This is a genomic window from Psychrobacter sp. CoH-33_TS_01, from assembly GCF_058189395.1.
In genome coordinates, this window is the sequence record NZ_JBVGQI010000011.1 from 13,632 (window position 1) to 34,969 (window position 21,338).

At 45.9% G+C, this 21,338-nt stretch carries 14 protein-coding genes and 1 pseudogene; 8 read left to right on the forward strand and 7 right to left on the reverse strand.

Going from position 1 to position 21,338, the window contains the following annotated elements; all coding sequences use genetic code 11:
• Window positions 1-159: 159 nt before the first annotated feature.
• On the forward strand, window positions 160-1,458 hold the full coding sequence (locus ACZ2XM_RS13930; RefSeq protein ID WP_490588715.1) for an amidohydrolase family protein: 1,299 nt from the start codon (window positions 160-162) through the stop codon (window positions 1,456-1,458).
• Window positions 1,459-1,732: 274 nt separating this feature from the next.
• On the opposite strand, the gene ggt is transcribed toward ACZ2XM_RS13930, so the two are convergent.
• Window positions 1,733-3,661, reverse strand: coding sequence for a gamma-glutamyltransferase (gene ggt, locus ACZ2XM_RS13935; RefSeq protein ID WP_490588716.1), 1,929 nt, complete (start codon window positions 3,659-3,661; stop codon window positions 1,733-1,735).
• A gap of 277 nt (window positions 3,662-3,938) precedes the next feature.
• On the opposite strand from ggt, the gene uvrA reads away from it, so the two are divergent.
• Window positions 3,939-6,524, forward strand: coding sequence for an excinuclease ABC subunit UvrA (gene uvrA, locus ACZ2XM_RS13940; RefSeq protein ID WP_490588717.1), 2,586 nt, complete (start codon window positions 3,939-3,941; stop codon window positions 6,522-6,524).
• A gap of 722 nt (window positions 6,525-7,246) precedes the next feature.
• Here the strand turns inward: uvrA and maiA are convergent.
• Window positions 7,247-7,918, reverse strand: a complete 672-nt coding sequence (gene maiA / locus ACZ2XM_RS13945) for a maleylacetoacetate isomerase (protein WP_490588718.1) — start codon at window positions 7,916-7,918, stop codon at window positions 7,247-7,249.
• Between the two features lie 273 nt (window positions 7,919-8,191).
• Between maiA and ACZ2XM_RS13950 the strand changes: the two genes are divergently transcribed.
• The gene (locus tag ACZ2XM_RS13950) at window positions 8,192-9,067 is read left to right on the forward strand and encodes an IclR family transcriptional regulator (protein ID WP_490588719.1); all 876 of its coding nucleotides are present in this window, start codon (window positions 8,192-8,194) and stop codon (window positions 9,065-9,067) included.
• Between the two features lie 10 nt (window positions 9,068-9,077).
• Here the strand turns inward: ACZ2XM_RS13950 and ACZ2XM_RS13955 are convergent.
• The 5 genes and pseudogenes from ACZ2XM_RS13955 to ACZ2XM_RS13975 form a co-directional block, all read right to left on the reverse strand.
• A pseudogene (locus ACZ2XM_RS13955) lies at window positions 9,078-10,156 on the reverse strand (TRAP transporter substrate-binding protein).
• A 122-nt stretch (window positions 10,157-10,278) separates the two neighbouring features.
• A complete protein-coding gene (locus ACZ2XM_RS13960) occupies window positions 10,279-10,854 on the reverse strand; it encodes a VOC family protein (protein WP_490588720.1) in 576 nt (191 codons plus the stop codon).
• Window positions 10,855-11,060: 206 nt separating this feature from the next.
• Window positions 11,061-12,347, reverse strand: a complete 1,287-nt coding sequence (gene fahA, locus ACZ2XM_RS13965; protein ID WP_490588721.1) for a fumarylacetoacetase — start codon at window positions 12,345-12,347, stop codon at window positions 11,061-11,063.
• 348 nt (window positions 12,348-12,695) lie between these two features.
• On the reverse strand, window positions 12,696-13,892 hold the full coding sequence (locus ACZ2XM_RS13970; RefSeq protein WP_490588722.1) for an amino acid aminotransferase: 1,197 nt from the start codon (window positions 13,890-13,892) through the stop codon (window positions 12,696-12,698).
• 503 nt (window positions 13,893-14,395) lie between these two features.
• Window positions 14,396-15,325, reverse strand: coding sequence for a LysR family transcriptional regulator (locus ACZ2XM_RS13975; protein WP_490588723.1), 930 nt, complete (start codon window positions 15,323-15,325; stop codon window positions 14,396-14,398).
• Window positions 15,326-15,636: 311 nt separating this feature from the next.
• On the opposite strand from ACZ2XM_RS13975, the gene hppD reads away from it, so the two are divergent.
• The 5 genes from hppD (at window position 15,637) to ACZ2XM_RS14000 (ending at window position 21,278) form a co-directional block, all read left to right on the forward strand.
• Window positions 15,637-16,734, forward strand: a complete 1,098-nt coding sequence (gene hppD / locus ACZ2XM_RS13980; protein ID WP_490588724.1) for a 4-hydroxyphenylpyruvate dioxygenase — start codon at window positions 15,637-15,639, stop codon at window positions 16,732-16,734.
• A 240-nt stretch (window positions 16,735-16,974) separates the two neighbouring features.
• A complete protein-coding gene (gene phhA, locus ACZ2XM_RS13985) occupies window positions 16,975-17,880 on the forward strand; it encodes a phenylalanine 4-monooxygenase (RefSeq protein WP_490588725.1) in 906 nt (301 codons plus the stop codon).
• Window positions 17,881-18,006: 126 nt separating this feature from the next.
• Window positions 18,007-18,348, forward strand: a complete 342-nt coding sequence (locus ACZ2XM_RS13990) for a 4a-hydroxytetrahydrobiopterin dehydratase (protein WP_490588726.1) — start codon at window positions 18,007-18,009, stop codon at window positions 18,346-18,348.
• A gap of 121 nt (window positions 18,349-18,469) precedes the next feature.
• Window positions 18,470-19,876 carry a Na+/H+ antiporter NhaC gene (nhaC, locus tag ACZ2XM_RS13995; RefSeq protein WP_490588727.1) on the forward strand — a complete coding sequence of 469 codons (1,407 nt, stop codon included), beginning with the start codon at window positions 18,470-18,472 and terminating at the stop codon, window positions 19,874-19,876.
• Window positions 19,877-20,147: 271 nt separating this feature from the next.
• A complete protein-coding gene (locus ACZ2XM_RS14000) occupies window positions 20,148-21,278 on the forward strand; it encodes an HNH endonuclease (protein WP_490588728.1) in 1,131 nt (376 codons plus the stop codon).
• Window positions 21,279-21,338 lie beyond the last annotated feature (60 nt).

Sequence of the window (21,338 nt, forward strand, 5' to 3'; positions counted from 1 at the left end):
GGGCATACCTTACGCTAACTTTGCATTAAGGGTTTATAACCGACCTTGACACTGTCCAATAACCATAAAAACACTGAATCACAACCGAGAATGAGTCTGTCACCCCTACAATAACTCAAATGCTATTCAGCAAATATTACCTCAATAGGATTCACCCCAATGCTAGATCTAATAATCAAAAATGCCCGACTTACGGATTATGAAGACCTAGTCGATATTAGGGTCAAAGACGGCCATATTCACAGTATCGACAGTATCGACAGTATCGACAGTATCGACAGTATCGACAGTATCGACAGTAGCAAAAGTAGTCCCTCAGAAGGCCAAGGCAATGCAGAAAATGCTGCCAAGATGATTTACGATGCGCAGGGCAATTTTGTCTGCTCAGGCTTTTATGAGAGTCATATTCACTTGGATAAAGCCTGTATCTTAGACCGCTGTAGCATAGAAGAGGGCGACTTAGACGAAGCAGTTAAAGAGACGGGTAAAGCCAAGGAAGGGTTTACCGAGGCCGACGTATTTGAGCGCGGCTGCAGGGTGATAGAAATGGCGATTAAGAAAGGCACGGTAGGGTTACGGACGTTTGTAGAAACCGATAAAAAGACCGAGCTGCGTAGCTTTGAGGCGATAAAAAGAGTGCGGGATAAATATGCCTTTGCTATCGATATCGAGATTTGTGCCTTTGCGCAAGACGGCTTGACCACTGAGCCACGCACCCAAGAGCTGTTGCAGCAAGCGCTAGCGCAAGGTGCTGATTTAATAGGCGGTTGTCCTTACAAAGATGAGCACCCAGAGCAGCATATCGAAATGATATTTGATTTAGCGCAGAAATTTGATGTCGATGTCGATTTTCATCTGGATTTCGATTTAGACCCACAAGGCTCTAGCATTCCTAAATTGGTCAAAGAAACCATTAAGCGCAACTACCAAGGTCGGGTCTCGATAGGTCACGTGACGAAACTATCAGCGATGGATAAGGCCAAGCGTCTCGAGATGGCGGCCCTATTAAAGCTAGCCGATATCACATTGACCGTGTTGCCCGCCACCGATATTTATTTAAATGGCCGTGACCACGATGCCTTGATTCCGAGAGGTATGGTGAATGCGAATGAACTGACAGAAATGGGCATTAGCACTACCATTGCGAGCAACAATATTTTGAATGCGTTTACCCCTTTTGGGGACGCCTCATTAATTAGAATGGCCAATATGTATGCCAATATTGCGCAACTGTCTAAAGATAGCGAAATGACAGCTGTCTTTGCTATGGTCAGTAAAAATGCCGCCAAATTACTATCGCAGCAAACGGAAATAAAGGTGGGCGCTCCAGCTACCTTAGTGGTACTAGAAGCTAGCGATGCCGTATCAGCCATTAGAACCGCAGCTCAAGCTTTAGCAGGCTTTAAAAATGGCCAACAGACCTTTGCTAACGCTGCCGCATATATTTGTTATGAATAAGGCGACTTTCTTCAATTTTTTGATAGAGTTTTTATTATCGTTAGCTGACTTTAAAAGGGATATAAGGAAGTATTAGTGCCAATGGAGTATTTCTCTAATTATAACTGGTCAATGCTTAATCTTTTAAACGAAGAATAGAAGCCATTAAGGCTTCTATTCTAGTAAAGTAAAATATTACTAACTTTATATTAGCGTTAGAGAATTAGTGGATACAAACGAATCTATTACCCATTTTATCTCGCTACAGCCTATGTAAATCAATAACCTCTGCAAATTAATATCCCACTACGGCGGCATCCACCTGTCTTGGGTCTGACGAGCCATAGAGCCCTTGTGGCGTCACCATAATCGATTGCGTTGAGCCCATTACTTCTTGTGGCGACACTTTATGGCCCATCGACTCTAACTTTTTGACGGTATCGACGCTGAGCGCTTTTTCGATACGAATCTCATCGGGCATCCATTGGTCATGGATACGCGGCGCATGGGTTGCTTCGGCAATATTCATATCGTGATCAATGACATTGGAGATAATCTGTGTGACGGTGGTGATAATACGACTGCCGCCCGGACTGCCGGTCACTACGTAAGGGGCGCCATCTTTAAAGACCATCGTGGGACTCATAGAAGATAATGGACGCTTGCCAGGCTCTACCGCATTGGCATCACCGCCCAATAGTCCATAAGCGTTGGGCACGCCTGGTTTGGCAGAGAAGTCGTCCATTTCATTATTGAGTAAAATCCCCGTACCATCCGCCACTAAGCCCGTACCATACGAGAAATTCAGCGTATAAGTATTCGCCACCGCATTGCCTTGTTTATCCACTACGGAAAAATGCGTGGTCTGATCGCTCTCATACGGCATAGGGTTGTTGGGTTTTACTTCGGTAGCCGGGCGCGCCTTATTAGGATTGATAGTGGCGCGTAACTTTGCCGCATACTTTTCTGAGGTCAGTCCTTTCACCGGCACATCGATAAAATCGGAATCGCCGAGATACTCTGAGCGGTCCGCATAAGCCAACTGCATGGCCTCCGCCATTAAGTGGATGGTCTGGGCACTATTTTGTCCGTAATCTTTCAGCGGATAGCCCTCTAAAATATTCAAAATCTCAACGATATGAATGCCTCCGGAGGAAGGCGGTGGCATTGATACGATTTCAAAGCCACGATAGTTACCGCTTACGGGCTTGCGCGCTATCGCTTGATAATCGGCCATATCTTGCATGCTCATTAGGCCGCCGGCGTCGTTAACGGCTTTGACGATTTGCTCAGCGGTCTTGCCTTTATAAAAACCTGCTGCCCCTTGAGCCGCGATACGCTTCATTGAAGCGGCCAGTTCAGGTTGGCGCAGGCGCTCACCGACTTGATAGGTACTGCCATCGGGTTTGAAGAAAATCTTGGCGGTACTCGGCCATTTTTTTAGACGGTCTTCCAAAGCGATTAAAGATTCGGACAACCCCGGCGTGACTTCAATGCCGTCTTCCGCCAACTTGATAGCCGGCGCCATGACTTGCTCTAGGGGCATTGAGCCATGCGTTTGCAGGGCGGTCACTAGCCCGGCCACGGTACCCGGTACACCCACAGCTAGACCGTGGTAACGCGATAGCTCACTATCAGCATCACCTTTTTTATCTAAATACATGTCGCGATAGGCTTTGATAGGCGCCTTCTCACGATAATCTAAAGCTATGGTTTCTTTGGTCTTGGCATCATAAATCATCATAAAGCCGCCGCCACCTAAGTTACCAGCTCTTGGCAAAGTTACCGCAAGGGCAAAACCTACGGCCACTGCCGCATCTACCGCGTTACCACCGTCTCTTAATATCTGCAGCCCAATCTCTGAAGCTAAAGCCTCTTGTGAGGCGACCATGCCGTTTTTTGCCCAGAGAGGGTGCTCAATAGCATTGGGAGAAAAGATGGCTTTGTCGTTAGCAGCAGAGGGAGCAAGGCCAGTAGGCTTGAGGGTTTGCGTATTAGCAGCACTGACGACTTTAATGGAAGTGGTTTCTGAAACTTGTAGCGTCTGTGAGTTAGGGTTGGCTACCGCTAGGACATTTTGCTCAGGGGTGGTGATAGGCTGCGGAGCTGTTGACGGGTCTAGGGCATAAGCTTGACTGGTTAAGGCCACAAAGAGGGTAGCGGCGAGGAGTTTATTGAGTTTAAAGGGGGAGGAAGAGTGGGAGTTAGAATGGGAGGCTGACATGATAAATCCTTTTATTATTTATAGAGTTTATGCTGACTTATTATCGTAACGCTAAATCCTTGCGTAGCGTCTTATAAATTAAAACATAGAATGGGGGACAAAACGTGATTAATCCAAAAAAATTTTGCTCTAGGCCAACGCGCTCACCATTCCCGTACGGAATCACTACTAAGCCCGTATCGTAGGCTAATACAATAGCTTATCTATAAAAATAACGACTTAGTCCTTTAAATCTTTTGGCAGCTTTTTAGAATAATGTAATAGGAATAGCGGTTTTATGACAATTAGTATCAATAGCAGCACTAACGATAGCACTGACTTAGCCAATAAAAATAACTCTAATAATAATCACAGCGATTTTGCCGACCCTAACAGTGGCATCCAAGTGCGTGGTGCTCGCGTGCACAATTTAAAAAACGTTGACGTTGATTTACCTCGTGATGCCTTGGTGGTCTTTACCGGTATTTCTGGCTCTGGTAAATCCTCTTTGGCGTTTGGCACTTTATTTGCCGAGTCGCAACATCGGTATTTAGATTCGGTTTCGCCTTATGCGCGCCGCTTAATTGATCAAGTCGATGAGCCGGATGTCGATGCTATTGAAGGTTTGCCGCCAGCCGTCGCCTTGCAACAACAACGTGGCACACCATCCGTGCGTTCCTCAGTAGGTAGCGTAACGACGATATCGAATGCGCTACGCATGCTGTATTCGCGGGCAGGCGAGTACCCAGAAGGTCAGGATATTCTCTACGCTGATGCCTTTTCCCCCAATACCCCTGAGGGCGCTTGTCCTACCTGTCACGGTATTGGTCGCGTATTTGAAGTGACCGAAGATTTGCTAGTGCCCGATGCTACCAAGAGTATTCGTGATAAAGCAATTGCGGCTTGGCCACCGGCATTCCAAGGTAAAAATCTAGCGCGAATATTGGTTACCTTGGGCTATGACATCGATACCCCTTGGCAGTCGTTACCGAAAAAAGACCGCGATTGGATTTTGTTTACCGATGAGACCCCAACCGTCCCTGTATATTCCGGTTATAACATCGAGCAAGTACAAGCTGCGATAGCCAAGGGTGAAGAACCCAGCTATATGGGCACCTATGTCAGCGCTGAACATTTCGTATTGCACTCGTTTGCCACCACGCAAAGCCTACGCACCAAAAAGCGCGTGTCGCAATATATGCAGATTTCGGTATGTCCGGACTGTCACGGTAAAAAGCTCAAAAAAGAATCGCTATCGGTTAAATTTGCTGGCCTAGATATTGGTAAATTATCACAGCTAACCTTGAATGAGCTAGCGCCCTTATTTGCTGAAGCGGTGAATAGAAACCCTGATGAAGACAAGCATAACCGCGAAAAGGCTATCGTTACACAGCGTATTGCTAGCGATATCTTGGCGCGAGTAGAGGCGTTGACTATGCTTGGGCTCGGCTATCTATCGCTAGAGCGTACTACGCCGACTTTGTCACCGGGTGAGCTGCAACGGTTGCGCTTGGCAACTCAAATTCGCTCGAAGTTATTTGGGGTGGTCTACATCCTTGATGAGCCGTCAGCAGGGTTGCATCCGGTAGACACGCAAGCCTTGTTGCAAGCTTTGGATGAGCTGATAGCGGCGGGTAACTCGGTGTTTGTGGTTGAGCATGATGTTAGCGTGATTCGCCATGCGGATTGGATAGTCGATGTCGGGCCGGACGCGGGCGTGCACGGCGGCAGCATTATGTATAGCGGTCCTATCGAGGGCTTAAAGGACGTGCCTGAGTCGCATACCAGTCAGTTTCTATTTGGTGAAGTAGCTAACGAGAAACACGTGCCTAGAGCACCGAGCGCTTGGTTAAAATTAGGCGGCGTTACCCGTAATAACTTAGCGAGTCTGGATGTAGAATTTCCATTAGGCGTGCTAACTACGGTGACGGGGGTCTCAGGCTCGGGCAAATCAAGTTTGGTCAGCCAAGCGTTGGTTGAATTGGTACAGGAAGCGCTAGGGCAGGCCATAGTCATCGAGGCGCCGACCGATGAAGCGGATTTGTTGCAGCAAGAGCAAGCGGTGCCGACGGGTGGGCAAGTCGTCGCGGGTATGCAGCATATCAAGCGTCTAGTCACGGTCGATCAAAAAGCCATTGGCCGCACGCCACGCTCCAACTTAGCGACTTATACTGGATTGTTTGACCATGTTCGCAAGCTGTTTGCGGCGACGCCGGAAGCGAAAGCACGCGGCTACGATGCCGGTCGCTTTTCGTTTAATGTGGTGAAAGGTCGCTGCGGCAATTGCGAAGGCGTAGGTTTTGTGATGGTGGAGTTGTTGTTTTTACCGAGCGTGTATTCACCGTGCCAAGTTTGTCATGGTCAGCGCTATAACGATGAGACGCTTGAGATTAAGTATCGCGGTAAAAATATCGCCGAGATACTGGCTATGACGGTAGAGAATGCGTACGAGTTCTTTGCAGACGAGCCACCGGTATTGCGCGCCTTAGACGCTTTGCTGCAAGTCGGCTTGGGTTATCTGCGTTTGGGTCAACCGGCTACCGAACTATCAGGGGGTGAGGCACAACGCATCAAGCTCGCTACTGAGCTGCAGCGTAGCCAGCGTGGCGATACTTTATATGTGTTGGATGAGCCGACTACTGGATTGCACCCTGCCGACGTTGCAAGACTAATGGCGCAACTGAACGGACTGGTTGAGGCGGGCAATACCGTGATTATGGTCGAGCATGATATGCAAGTGGCGAGTAATAGTGATTGGGTGATTGATATGGGGCCGGGTGCGGGCGATGAGGGCGGTGATATTGTAGCGCAAGGTACGCCAGAAGAAGTTGCCAAGTCTAAGACCAGTCGGACTGCGCCTTTTCTTTTTAGTCGGGATTATTGATTAAATTTTAATGTGGTCGAACCCCCTCCTAACCTCCCCCTAGAAACAGGGGGAGGGATTCAATTTTGCATAACTCGATATGGGGATGTAGAGGCGTAGCGTGGGTAAAACCCACGGTTATGATTCGTAATAGTTCCGTGGGTTACGCTGCGCTAACCGCACGCTACGTCAGGATTCTAACGTAGATAGATTGTGCATAGGCTGGGCATTTTGCCCAGCTTTTTACTGTATTGGTTAAAGTTAAAAACCTTAACCCCCTCCTGACCTCCCCCTAGAAACAGGGGGAGGGACTCTATTTTTCTTAACTCAGTGTGGAGACATAGGTGGGAAAAACCACGATGATGATTTGTAATAATTCCGTGGGTTACGCTGCGCTAACCGCACGCTACGTCAGGATTCTAACGTAAATATATCGTACGTAGGCTGGGCATTTTTGCCCAGCATTTTGTTGTATTGATTTAATTCCGTGGGTTACGCTGTGCTAACCGCACGCTACGTCAGGATTTTAATGTAAATATATCACGCGTAGGCTGGGCATTTTGCCCAGCTTTTTATTATATTAATTTAATTCCATGGGTTACGCTGCGCTAATCACACGCTACGTTTAAGTCTTGATATGGACGGCGACCCCCACCTGACCTCCCCATAAAAACAGGGGGAGGAACTTAATCTGCATAATTCAATATGAACGGTAGCGTGGGTAAAACCCACGGCAAATTAATCTAAGCCTTAGGAGCATCCGGTTGATTGGCAGGTTCCGCATCGATGAAGGCGGGAAGGGTGTGACAATGCGCATCAATAGCCACAATGTTCGGATAAGGCGTGAGGTCCAACTTAAAGCGGCGTGCAGAATATACCTGCGGAATCAAATAGCAGTCCGCGAAGCTCGGGGCATCACCATAGCAAAAGTTACCACGATTTTTATCAGCCGCCAGTATTTTCTCTAGCGCACTAAAGCCCTCAGCCATCCAATGCTGACACCAGCCCATCACTTTATCTTCTTCTACATTCAACTCATTACGCAGATACTGCAAGATGCGGCGATTATTAATAGGATGGACATCACAGCTAATCATCGCACTTAATGCCCGCACTTGCGCGCGACCCATAGCGTCTTTTGGCAGTAGTGAATGCTCTGGATAGACCTCTTCTAACCATTCTAAGATAGCCGGGCTTTGCGCCAAGCGTAACTCTTCTCCAGTGGCGCCATTGGGCTGCTCCGAGTCATAAAGATAGGGCACCAAACCTTGTGGATTTAAGGCTTTAAATGCATCACCCGCTTGCTCATCTGCCGCTAGGTTGACCGAGATATAATCGTAATCTACGCCTTTAAAATTCATGGCAATACGGATGCGATGCGAGGTGCCACTGCGGAAGTAGTTATAAAGTTTCATAATTTATGTCCTATTATTGGTTTATGTAATCCCTGTTTTGTTAAACGGGCACTGTTTTTATAACGAGCTGATTTTATAACGAGCTGATTTTATAACGAGCTGGTTTTTTATAATGAAGGTTGTTAAGAATAGCACTATTGAATAATAGAGTAAGTGATGACAACTCTCATCAGCACTTAGGTGAAATCTGCTAAACTTAACCCTATGCAATCAAGTTCCGATACTTGTTATTCCAAGTACTGATAAGTCCTATTTTATTCAACTGAGTCCGTCATGTCGTCAACCGAAAACCCGTTAGCCACTGCTCCTTCAACCGCCACTTTGACCGCCAATAAACCCCAAGGTGGGGTGCAATCGTTAGAGATTGGTCTGGCCATACTCGATATTTTAATCGATGCCAATGCGCCTATGATGCTCAAAGAGATTGGTCAGGCGGCGCAGATGCATCCTGCCAAGACCCATCGCTATTTGGTCAGCTTGATTCGTAAAGGCTATGCGCGGCAGTTAGAGGACGGGCGTTACGGGCTTGGCGTGCGCGTGAATGCGTTAGGGCATTCCGGACTTAATCACAATAGTCTATTAGAGCACCTGACCACGGTCGCAAATGAGATTAAAAACACCCTAAATTGTGCCGTACAAATCGCCAAATGGTTTAGCGAGGGGCCCATAATTATTCAATCGGTCGAGCCGGACAGTCCCATTAGCATCATTACCCGTATCGGCTCGCGCATGCCATTGACCACTTCAGCGACCGGACAGCTATTCGCCAGCTATCAGCCCAAAGCTGTAATTGAGCCATTAGTGATGGCAGAGTGGCAGGGTAGTGCAGCCAATCCAACGCCAGATAGCGCAGAGTCAATTAATGCTACGGAATTGGCCGAGCACTGGCAGCAATTCACCCAACTGCAAGCTGAGATTCGGGCGCAAGGGTATGCAACGGTCACCGGCGATATGCTGATTGGGGTTAATGCAATTACGATTCCCGTTTTACTACCGCAGGCTTTAAACGCGAATCGCCCTACGGATAGGGCTAATTTATTAGAGTATGCCATTACTGTTATCGGCACCTCAGAGCAGTTGCCTATGCAAGAGCAAAATAGAGCGGCAGATAAAATTTTAGCCATCGCACAGCGCTATCAGATAGCTTAAATTTAGCGACTTAAGCCTTAGCTTTACACGCCGCACTCGCTGCTTTGACTTTCTCATAGACACCTTGTGCGTCTAGACCTGTCGCAGCAACTTCATCCAAATATCTTTGTGAGCCTTCTATTAACGGGCCACTCCAATCCGGATCATTCAGCGGGTCGGGTACTTCAATCATCAAGTCACCTTTATCTCTAGCTTCTTGCATAATTTCCGCATTAGCCACATCAAACACATCTGCAGCTTTCATAGCCATCTCTATACCTGAGTTATCATCGATGATTTTCTTTAAATCGTCGGGCAGGCTGTTGTATTTGTCTTTGTTCATGGTGACGACGAGTGCCGCGCTGTAGAAAGGAATATTGGTATGGGTATTAACGAGATCGTCTAAACGAAAGGCGCGTACCGGTTGCCAAGCAAAGCTAAGCTAAGCCCATCAATTACGCCGCGTTGCAAAGCTGTATAAGTATCCGGGGCGGGCATACCGACGGGAGCGGCACCAACCGCTTCGATGATATAACTGGCAACGGCAGAAGGTTGGCGAATACGCAAACCTTTCATATCAGCAGGGGTGCGCAGCGGTTTATCGATGGTATGGAGCGCACCAGGGCCAGTGCCGACCATATACAGCAGATGTGAGTCCGCATATTCACTAGCAATGACGTCCTCATCGTAGAGCTTATGCAGGATACAGGTTTGTTGTTCGGCGGTATTCGAGATACCCGGTAATTCAACAATTTGTGAGAGCGGGAAACGACCGGCAGTATAGCCATGCGCCTGCATACCAATATCTACTGTGCCTTTGGCAGCGGCTTCATAAGTAACACCTGGTTTGCTTAAAGTCGCTGAAGGATAGATTTCAACTTTTAACCTACCTTTGGAATCCTCTTCGATTTTCTTCGCCCACGGTTCAAAAATCTGTTGATTCAAATCATCGGTCGCGGTCATAAAATGAGAAAAACGTAAGACAGTAACTTCACCGGGATTGCTAGTAGCCGCATCAGCAGTACTAGCAGTTTCGGTATTGTTTGAGCAGCCGGCAATCCCAAGTAGGGTAGCTAGCGCTAGGCCGTAAGCCAGTTTGGTAGTCATCATAAAATCCTTTTTTTGATGATGGGGTGGGGTGGGTCTTAATCCTTCCAGTCGCAATCCTTTACGACGGTTTTTTTACAACACTAACTGCTACAACATTGCCAGAGGTTAGAGCTTAACCACTCTTACTCACCAACAGGCGCTTGTTCTTTAGCTTCAGCCAATTCTTCAGCATGTAAGAAAGCGGTATGTTTAGGCGCACGCTTAGTCCGTGACCATTCTTCCAACATTTCGTATTTCATTTCTTCAGTGATCATGCCCACTTTTTCTTCTGACATGGGGTCATCATAAGTGAGCTCTAAACGGTGGCCGTTTGGATCAAAGAAATAGATAGAGTGGAAAATACCATGATTGGTCACGCCAATGACGTCTACGCCCGCATCTTCTAAATGCTTTTTGGCGACTATCAATTCTTCACGGTCTTTAACCTTCATGGCTAAATGCTGTACCCAGTTTGGCGTGTTTGGATCAAAGCCCATTTCAGGTTGATTCGGCACTTCAAAGAAGGCGAGGACGTTGCCATTACCGGCGTCTAAAAAGATATGCATGTACGGGTCAAAGGCATGAGTAGAGGGCACATGGTCTTCAGCAAAAGCCAAGATAAAGTCCATGTTGAGGTGTTTTTTATACCATTCGACGGTTTCTTTCGCGTCTTTGCAGCGATAGGCCACATGATGAATTTGTTGAATTTTAAAGCTCATTATCAATGTCCTTTTGATAGTCTGAAGAGGAGTTGAATAGATTAAATAGGCTAGGGTAAATGCGATAGGAAAGGGCAGAGTAGCAAATACAATAGGTAAGGGGGTGATTACCGCTTACGACTACTGCACTCGCTACTCTCGGCTAATAAATAACGCTGTAAAAATTACTCAGCGAAATTTAAGTATTACTCTGAGAAATTCAAGTATTACTCAGAAAAGTTAAAGTCTAAGGCTGGTAGCACCTTGCCACTGACTTCACCAAAGCCGACGCGTACGCCGTCTTTTTCTGCATAGCCTTTCATAATGACCGTATCGCCATCTTCGATAAAGGTACGCGTTCCACCACCTTTCAGCTCTACAGGTTTCGTCGCATTCCACGCCAACTCAAGCATTGAGCCAAAGCTATCTGGCGTTGGGCCTGAAATTGTACCTGAGCCCATCATGTCGCCCACTTCTACTAAGCAACCGGTAATAGTGTGGTGAGTCAGTTGCTGCGCCATAGACCAATACATATATTTAAAGTTGGTTTCACAGACCACAGTCGCCTCATCAGCGCCTTCAGGTAAGATTTCGGTGGATAGATTAATATCAAAACTCACCTCAGCACCTTCGCCACGTAAGTAGGCTAGAGGTTGCGGGTCTTGCGTTGGGCAAGTAGTCTGGAATGGCATTAGCGCATCCATAGTCACGATCCAAGGCGACACTTCTGAAGCAAAAGTCTTGGCGTTAAATGGACCTAATGGCACGTATTCCCACTTTTGGATATCACGCGCTGACCAATCGTTTAGCAGCACCATACCGAAGATATGCTCCCAAGCATTATCTACAGCGATAGGACGACCGATTTGGTTGGGTTTACCCACGACAAAGGCGGTCTCAAGTTCAAAATCAAGACGCTTACATGGCGAGAAGATAGGACGCTCATCCGCTTTAGGTTTTAGCTGACCTGATGGACGCACCACTTCAGTACCACTCACGATGACAGTGCTGGCACGGCCGTTATAACCCACTGGCATTTCTTTCCAGTTTGGCAATAGGGCGTTGGCAGGGTCGCGGAACATCGTACCGACGTTGGTCGCATGCTCTTCTGAAGAATAGAAGTCAGTGAAGCCAGGGACACGAACCGGCAGATGCATAGTGACATCGGCTTGCTTAACCAAAGCTTTAGCTTGCAGGTCTTGGTCATCACGCAGCGTGGCGCAATCGGCAGAAAGCAACTGTTGAATAGTTTCGCGCGCTTTGGTCCAGTTATCACGACCTGAATCGATAAAGGCGTTAAGCTTATCTTGGTTAAAATAAGGGCCGCCATCTAAGGTTAGTAGACCGGCTTCTTCTAATACGGATAAATCTAAAATATGCTCACCAATGGCCACACCTGCGCGAGGGCTGCCATCTTTAGCGGAAAAAATACCATAAGGTAAATTATGAATAGAGAAGTCTGAATCGGCGGCGATATCTAGGAAAGATTTAAGGTTTTTGTCAATCGTTGACATAGATTGCTCCTTGCTGAGGCAAATGAAAGAATTATTAAAATAAGAGGGTTTTTAAGGGTTAAGCTACACGAGTAAAGCTAATTTTTTGCAACACTAAATTACGCATAGTGAAATTATTTATGCTTTTTTTGGCAATTTTTAGCCTTATTCTAGCCTAAAAGTTACGAAATAGTGAATTGCTTACGCATAATGTAATTAATTATGGAGCATCTTGCAAGGTGTTTTAGTTGCCTTTTTGCTAACACGAGACTAGAAAATGTAGATTTAGAGGGGTATAGCTAATTTTTAGCCATAAAAAAAGCCGAGCAATGGCTCAGCTTTTTTATCGAGATAGGTTAGGGAAGGGTTTTAGTTAGCTAAAACTTCCGCCATGGCATTAGCGACGTAATCCACGTTATTTTCGTTGAGGCCAGCCACACACATGCGTGAGTTCGATACCATGTAGATAGCGAATTCGCTTTGTAGGCGTTCGACTTGCTCAGGGGTTAGACCTGTGAAGCTAAACATACCGTTTTGACGCGTTAGGTAGTCAAAGTTGCGACCAGGGACTTTGGCCTCTAATACAGACTTCAGCTTGAGACGCATCGCTTTGATACGGTCGCGCATTGCGTAGACTTCGCCAACCCATTGCTCATGCAGTTGTTCGTCGTTCATCACGATATCGACGATACGGCCGCCATGCGTTGGTGGGCTTGAGTAGATTTGACGTACGGTGAAGTTTAATTGACCGAATACACGAGCCGCTTCTTCTTCGCTTGGGCAAACGACGGATAGACCACCGACGCGCTCACCGTATAGCGATAAGTTTTTAGAGTAAGAGTTACTCACAAACATGGGCAGACCCATCTCAACGCCTTTACGGATAGGATAAGCATCGCTGTCCATATCTTCGCCAAAACCTTGATAAGCGATGTCCATAAATGCGATTAGGCCACGCTCTTTCACTACCGTTAGTACTTGATCCCACTGCTCTTGCGTCAAGTCCATACCGGTTGGGTTATGGCAGCAAGGGTGCAGTAATACCACGTCGTCTTTGTTCAATTGCTTAAAGAAAGCCAGCATTTCGTCAAATTTTACGCTGCTAGTGGCATTATCGTAGTACGGATATTTACCGACTTCAACATCGCTGCCTTCAAAGATAGCGATATGGTTGCCCCAAGTTGGATCGCTCACATAGCACTTAGCGTGTGGGAACCATTTATTGATGAATTCCGCACCCACTTTCAAGGCGCCTGAGCCACCGATAGTAGCGATGGTAGCCACACGATTTTCTTGTAATACAGGCGCATCTTTACCGAATAGCAGCTCTTGGCAGCCTTTACGATGACCCGGTAGACCGGCCATAGGCAGATAAGGACGTGGTGAGATAGGGTCGGCAATACGCTCTTCGGCGGTTTTGACACACTCAAGTACTGGCAATTTACCAGCCTCATCATAATATACCCCAACGCCCAAATTGACCTTGTCAGCTCGGCTATCGGCATTGTATTTATCCATAAGACCTAGGATAGGGTCGCCCGCGTAAAACTCGATACTTGCAAACATGTTATTTCCTTAGAGGAGTGAGATAAAGCGTCGTAAAAGGATAAATCAGATTGGCCGTGAACTCAATCGCCGATTTTCAGATAAATCATTTATTCGTAATTTTAGAGTTATAACGTACGCTTTTGGTCAATTTCGATGTGCTTGAAGGGTGTTCGTTTGATTGCTTCCTAAACTTAGCAGAAATTAAGTTGTTTAGACGTTGTCTTATATAACGGCAATTTTTCATAATAGCTACTTTTTATAACCACAATTCTAATAAGGTTTTTAATGTAATCATAAGCAAATTCAAATAAACCTCAGCCATCTTAGGTCTTGCAACTGGTAAAAATTTTTATGGCTGGTTGTGCGCTAAAAGCTTACAAAGGCTGCAAAAAATTTCTCCCAGTCGCACTGAATCGGTTTTAAATCTAACCAACTACAAAGGTTAAGCGTCTTCTATCTAAGCATTTACAAGTTTAGTAGGTGAATTCTCAGCAGATAGAAATCGGCAGTCATACTAAAGCCTAAAAACTCTGTAAGTCGTTAAAGTGACTGGCAAAATACTCTCGTAGGAAGTCTTTGAAAGCAATGCTGGCAGGTGATAAGGCACGCGAAGCCCGTTGATAGATAAAGAATTTACGCATCCGTACAGGTTGGGCAACCGGTCGCATCTGCAAACCATTAGCGCTGACCCAGTCAATGACTTCTGGCATATAGGGGAGACATAACGTAATGCCGAAACCTTGCCGAGTCATCTCTAACGCCGTGGACATAAAGTTGACTTTGTAAGGGGCTTGCTGGATATGAGCGGTAATTTTCTCGTCCAGTTCAGCCGTCACTTGCTCGATAAAAGGCCCTTTGAGGGTAATCAATTGGCTCGCGAGCAAGTCTTGCCAAGTAATTTCACTTTGCGTGGCTAACGGGTGTTCCTCGGGAATCACCACACAAAATGGTAACTCATACAGTAAGTCAGCATGGATATCATCTTCGGTCTCCAAAAAGGACAGCTCAGTCCCTACACCCAAATCCACCTCGATATCATGAATATGACTGAGCACGTCTTTCGCAGAGCAATCAATCAAGGTCACACTAATATCGGGGTAAGCTTTGGAGAATTGCGCAATCACCGCCGGCATGGAAGAGGCAGCAAATTGCGACACGGCTAAGCGTACTTGCCCTTGCGCCAAGCTGGTCAAACTGCTGGCTTCATTTTCAAACAGTTGCATCTCGTTGAGTACCCGCCGTGCTTGTGGCAGTAAATGCCGACCGACTGCAGACAAGGATAATTGGCGAGTAGTGCGGTCAAACAACACAATACCGAGGGTAGATTCGAGCTCTTTAATCAAGCCGCTGACCGCAGATTGGGTCAAATGCATCTTGTCACTAGCGCGGGTAAAGCTGCCGTTATCCGCCACTTTGATAAAGGCGTCAAGTTGGCGAAAACTGATATTCATAAGAAATCCTGATAAATAAATCAAAAAAAACGATTAGTCTTATAAATAAAGCTACTCTAATATAAATACACGGTCAATCAACTTCGTGGAATGAGTAGGCGCTGTATATCGGAATAAGTAGCCCATGTGTATTGAGCACTGGCTCTTTTAAGAAACACTGGCTCTTTTAACAAAGATACAAGCTGCTCTGGCTAATGATTACCACGACCCTTGACTGAGTAAATTTTTAACCGCTAGTTTGCAAAAGTTATTACCACTTTGCCGTTATAAGCTAGCCGGTTTTTCCCACATTAAAATTAAGGATGATGACAATGGCAGATTTATTTGACAACCCTATGGGCCTACAAGGTTTCGATTTCATTGAGTTTGTCTCACCAGAGCCTGAGCTAGTAAAAGAGCTATTCCACAATCTTGGCTTCACTCATGTGGCCAACCATCGCTCAAAAAATGTCTTTTTATACCGTCAAGGCGACATCAACCTTATTTTGAACTGTGAGCCTAAGAGCCATGGCAGCTACTTCTTAAGTGAGCATGGTGCTGGCGCTTGTAGCATGGGCTTCCGCGTAAAAAACGCTCAACAAGCCTATGACCTCGCTATCGAAAACGGTGCTGAGCCTGTCGATGTGAAGACCGGTGTTATGGAATTACGTCTCCCTGCTATCAAAGGTATCGGCGGCTCACTAATCTATTTGATCGACCGCTTCCAAGATGGTAACTCAATCTACGACATCGACTTTGAATACCTACCTGGTGTAGATAAGCACCCTGAAGGCTTTGGCTTTAAAGTCATCGACCATCTCACGCATAACGTCTACCGTGGCCGTATGGCTTACTGGGCAGACTTCTATGAGCGTATCTTTAACTTCCGCGAAATCCGCTACTTCGATATCAAAGGCGAATACACCGGCCTAACCAGTAAAGCAATGACCGCTCCCGATGGCAAAATCCGTATTCCATTAAACGAAGAGTCTAAGCAGGGCGGTGGTCAGATCGAAGAGTACCTCATGCAGTTTAATGGCGAAGGTATCCAGCATATCGCATTATTAAGTGATAACTTGCTCGACAGTATCGATAAGCTAAAAGAGATGGGTATTCCGTTGATGACGGCGCCTAACGAAACTTACTACGAGATGCTGGATGAGCGTCTACCGGGTCATGGCGAAAACGTCTCTGAGCTACAAATGCGCGGTATCTTGTTAGATGGTACCACTGAAGGCAATGTGCCTCGTTTACTGCTACAAATTTTCTCTGAAACTATCTTGGGCAGCCCAGTATTCTTCGAATTTATCCAACGTAAAGGCGATTACGAAGAAGGCTTTGGCGAAGGTAACTTTAAAGCACTGTTCGAGTCTATCGAGCGTGACCAAGTCCGTCGCGGCGCTATCGGTGAGACTGAAGCCGCTGAATAATTGCTGAGTAAGTACAGCTAGTAGCCTCTTAAATAGCAGTCTGTCAAATGACAGGCGCTAAGCAGTAATAAGCTAAATAAAGACGGTGGAGTGGGCAAGGTAAAAGGACTTTATCTTGCCCCTTTATCCCCATAAAGATAGAAAACTTAACTCTATTTATCTCCCCTTGATTTATCACCCCATGTTGAAAACGCACTAGCAAAACCGTAAAAAATATGGACATACAGAAGGAAAGTTGGCATGGAATGCACCGCTTCTACTCAGCAGAACTCTCTGCAATATCCCACTCTCTCTAATGCTAATCCTGCTCTTACTAGCGACCAGCTGCCTACCGGTAGGCAAGCGGACGCAACGAATTCGCCAGCCACCAAGCAGCCCTATGTCTCGCATCAACCCGATAGCCAAGGCCTCATTCACTATAGCGATGCAGAAAATGCTATGTGGGCGGCCTTATTAGCACGGCAAGCCGAGCAAACCCCTGATCGCGCTTGTAGCGAGTATCTAAATGGCTTAGAAAAGCTTAAGCTATCGCCCACCCGTATCCCGCAATTACAAGATATTGATGAAGTATTACAAGCGACTACCGGTTGGCAGACCGCTGCTGTACCAGCATTAATTAGCTTTGGTAAATTCTTTAAGCTGTTAGCGGACAAGCGTTTTCCGGTCGCGACCTTTATCCGTCGTCCGGAGGATATGGACTATATCGAAGAGCCGGATATCTTTCACGAGATCGTCGGTCATTGTCCTTTATTAACCCATCCTGCCTTCGCTACTTTTAACCAAACTTATGGCGAGCTTGGCCTCAATGCGACCAAGCAAGAGCGTCTGTATTTAGCACGCCTGTATTGGTTCACTATCGAGTTTGGCCTCGTGGGTGCGAGCAAAGACAGCCGTAAAATTTATGGTGGCGGTATTTTAAGCTCACCCTCTGAGACCGTCTACGCTTTGAGCGATGAGCCCGAATGCCGTGCGTTTGATCTCATTGATGTGCTGCGTACCCCTTACCGTATCGACCAAATTCAGCCCATCTATTATGCCATCGATGATTTAGACAGCCTGTTCGATATCGTCAATAGTGACATTATGGGTGCGGTGAAAAAAGCCATGAGTTTGGGCTTATTTGCACCGACTTATGCCAAAAAATAGCTTAGCCAAGCTGACGGGTATAGAGGTTCGCTATAGACGTCAATAGATATGCAATAAAGTACGCTTGAAATGAATTACCCCTCAAATAAATTATCAATAGAGCAAAACTAAAAAAAGGAGATTATCATGTCCGCATTATCACAAGCCAGCTGTGAAGTCTGCCGTATCGGCGCGCCGAAAGTCACTGAAGCCGAAGCCCAAGAGCTGATGCAACAAATCCCGGATTGGTCGGTCATTGAAGTGGATGATATCCAACAATTAGAGCGCAAATATAAGTTTAAAAACTTTGTGAAGGCTATGGAGTTTGCCAATCAACTCGCCGAGCTTGCCGAAGCCGAAGGGCATCACCCTGGCATATTGGTGGAGTGGGGCAAGGTCACAGTCACTTGGTGGTCGCACAGTATCAAAGGCTTGCATAACAACGACTTTGTGATGGCGGCGAAGACCGATACTTTGCTCGCTCAATAAGCTATCCTCAGTCATTTTTATTCCATCACTCTCATTTACCATTAGTCTTTAGCCGTTAGTTTTTACTTATTCAAAGCACGATTTCTGGCTTTAAGAAAAACAGGCAACATAAGGATGTGTTATGCCGCCACAAGTACTTACCGAGCTATCTCCTAAAGTAGCTTTTATTATTGCTAGCGTAGTCATCGCGATTATGGGTATTACCATGATTGGCTTTGGCTGGGTGCCGCACTTGTCATTAATGCTCGCTATTGCTGTATTGCTGGCCTTAGGTATGTTTAAAGGTCTCAGCTTTGAGAAGATGCAGGAGCAAATGTCCTCAGGCGTCTCCAGTGGTATCGGGGCTATTTATCTATTATTCTTTATTGGTTTGCTAGTCGCCGCGTTAATGATGTCGGGCGCCATTCCTACCATTATGTACTATGGCTTTGAGCTGATCTCACCGCAGTATTATTATATCTCTGCCTTTGTCTTGACCTCTATTATTGGGGTGGCGCTAGGCAGTAGTTTGACCACTGCAGCGACTATCGGTGTGGCATTTATCGGTATGAGTAATGCCTTTGATGCCAACGTAGCCATCGCCGCCGGTGCTATCGTTTCAGGTGCGTTCTTTGCCGATAAAATGTCACCTTTATCCGATACTTGTACGCTAGCATCTTCAGTCGTAGGTATCGATTTATTCGAGCATATTCGCAATATGATGTACACCACAGTACCAGCGTGGCTCATCACTGCGGGGCTATTTTGGTTCTTCTCTGGGCAAGCAGGTACCGGCGATTTAAGCCAAGTGACTCTATTGCAATCACAGCTGGTTGATAGTGGTCTGGTCCATGGTTATTCGGTCTTGCCATTTATCGTGCTGGTCGTCTTAGCACTATGCCGAGTCAATGCCATCTATACCATCATTTGGACCATTGCCACGGCTTTGATAGTGACCTATCTGCACAGCACGCCTAGCATCGGTCAATTGGGCGGCTATATGTTTGCCGGCTATACTCCTGCCGAAAACTTAGAGCTTGGCGAAGTAGGCGGTATGATCTCTCGCGGCGGTATGCAGAGCATGTTCTTTACCCAAACCATTGTTATCTTGGCATTAAGCTTAGGTGGTCTATTACGCGCATTAGGTATCTTACCAGCCTTGCTACTCGGCATCAGTGGTATGCTGACCAACTCAGGTCGCGCTATCTTTGCCGCCGCTATGGCTGCCTTGAGTATTAACGTGCTAATCGGTGAGCAGTACTTGAGTATCCTGCTATCGGGTACCGCTTTCCGTCCGACCTTTGAGCGCTTAAACCTACACCCGAAAAACCTATCGCGCACGATTGAAGATGCCGGTACGGTCATCAACCCATTAGTACCTTGGAGTGTGTGTGGGGTATTTATTAGCCAAGCGTTAGGCGTATCGGTCATCGAATATTTGCCGTATGCCTTCTTCTGTTATCTGTCGCTACTATTGACCATCTTGTTTGGCTTTACAGGTATTACCATTACCAAAACCGATGGCTCAAAAGTTTCAGCAGTGAGTTAAGCCTTTGCAGATAGCTTTGCTAGATTAAAATACATGGTTTAATAAAAAACGCTCCTATATTTAGGGGCGTTTTTTTGTTTTATGAAGGCGGATTTTATAGGGAAGGGGTTAATGTTTAATAGAAGATATAAAGCTCTGTTTTTATTAAAATTTCACTATTCTGTCTATTGTTAATGATTTTAGCTAATATGAATGATAAGTAACTGTATTGGCTAGCGTTATATTAGATATAGCTGTGAATACAGAGAAGTCCATAAATAGAGATAGTGCCATGTCGTCAATCGCTGACTTTACCGAAGTTTTTACTATTAATACCTTCGCCGAACCACCTAGTGCCGCCTTCCAGCTTAACTTTCTGCGTGATATTCAATGGTTACTTGAGTCCAGCTCTTATACTTCAACGTATAAATTCGCCTTATTAATGGCACTGGCAAACCTTTCTATCGAATCGGGCATTAGTGATAATAGCCCGCACACTATTTCTTATCGACAACTCGCTGAACAATTTATACAGCTATATTGGCTGCAAGCTATCCCTTTTGCCGCCCACAATGAAGACTTCATACTGCGACAAAGTGCTACCAAAGGCCAAGCTAGTGTGATTACGCTGATTTTAAATTTGCAAAGTGACACTCAACAGACCAGTCTTAATAAAGCCCGCACTAGCGATGTAAAAAAGTGGCAATCCACGATATCGAAAGTCGCTCGGGTCATTAAAACTTATCCTGCCAGACACTTGCAAAGCGCTGAGAATAACAACAATCGCGAGTTTATCTATGTTTATAATGCTAAGTCGAATGAGGTAGTTTTAAAACCTGGCATAGCTTATTGCCTGTCGCGCTTTAGCAAAATTATTAATAAATTATCTCAACAATATTGGACGGAATTTGTCCGTAAAAATAGCTATAACCAAGGCTATTTCAGTGACGATATCGATTTAAAACAGTTTTTATTCCAACAACCACGCTTGTATTTGGGGAAGTTGCAGGAAGTATTAATCGATGCACAACATGGACAATGTTTTTACTGCCATAAGCCGTTAAAAAAGGATGCTAAAAATCGCACTGAGGTCGATCACTTTATCCCGTGGTCTAAATATCCTATCGATACGGTGCATAATTTTGTTTTGGCAGACCACAGTTGTAATAATAAAAAAAGAGACTATCTGGCGGAAGAGAAATTTTATGAGCAGTGGCTGATACGCAATCAGCAATATGGGCAGGCTATTGAAGCAGAGTCACAATCGCAAAATCTTGGTTTTATTAATAATCGACAGCGCTCAGAGACGGTTAGTCAGTGGGCGTATCAACTGGCGGTAGAGTATGAGGATTTGGTTTGGTCACCGGATAGGGGGCTGCGGATTATTGAGCTTGGTTTGTTGCTTAATATTAGAGGTTTTTGAATTAATAAAAAACGCACCTTTTGACGGGGTGCGTTTTTTTGTTTTACTGGGTTATTAGTA

Excerpts from the sequence above, each read along its gene's own strand:
- ACZ2XM_RS13930 (WP_490588715.1), top strand. The coding sequence starts at position 160 with ATGCTAGATCTAATAATCAAAAATGCCCGACTTACGGATTATGAAGAC.
- ggt (WP_490588716.1), bottom strand. The coding sequence starts at position 3,661 with ATGTCAGCCTCCCATTCTAACTCCCACTCTTCCTCCCCCTTTAAACTC.
- uvrA (WP_490588717.1), top strand. The coding sequence starts at position 3,939 with ATGACAATTAGTATCAATAGCAGCACTAACGATAGCACTGACTTAGCC.
- maiA (WP_490588718.1), bottom strand. The coding sequence starts at position 7,918 with ATGAAACTTTATAACTACTTCCGCAGTGGCACCTCGCATCGCATCCGT.
- ACZ2XM_RS13950 (WP_490588719.1), top strand. The coding sequence starts at position 8,192 with ATGTCGTCAACCGAAAACCCGTTAGCCACTGCTCCTTCAACCGCCACT.
- ACZ2XM_RS13960 (WP_490588720.1), bottom strand. The coding sequence starts at position 10,854 with ATGAGCTTTAAAATTCAACAAATTCATCATGTGGCCTATCGCTGCAAA.
- fahA (WP_490588721.1), bottom strand. The coding sequence starts at position 12,347 with ATGTCAACGATTGACAAAAACCTTAAATCTTTCCTAGATATCGCCGCC.
- ACZ2XM_RS13970 (WP_490588722.1), bottom strand. The coding sequence starts at position 13,892 with ATGTTTGCAAGTATCGAGTTTTACGCGGGCGACCCTATCCTAGGTCTT.
- ACZ2XM_RS13975 (WP_490588723.1), bottom strand. The coding sequence starts at position 15,325 with ATGAATATCAGTTTTCGCCAACTTGACGCCTTTATCAAAGTGGCGGAT.
- hppD (WP_490588724.1), top strand. The coding sequence starts at position 15,637 with ATGGCAGATTTATTTGACAACCCTATGGGCCTACAAGGTTTCGATTTC.
- phhA (WP_490588725.1), top strand. The coding sequence starts at position 16,975 with ATGGAATGCACCGCTTCTACTCAGCAGAACTCTCTGCAATATCCCACT.
- ACZ2XM_RS13990 (WP_490588726.1), top strand. The coding sequence starts at position 18,007 with ATGTCCGCATTATCACAAGCCAGCTGTGAAGTCTGCCGTATCGGCGCG.
- nhaC (WP_490588727.1), top strand. The coding sequence starts at position 18,470 with ATGCCGCCACAAGTACTTACCGAGCTATCTCCTAAAGTAGCTTTTATT.
- ACZ2XM_RS14000 (WP_490588728.1), top strand. The coding sequence starts at position 20,148 with ATGTCGTCAATCGCTGACTTTACCGAAGTTTTTACTATTAATACCTTC.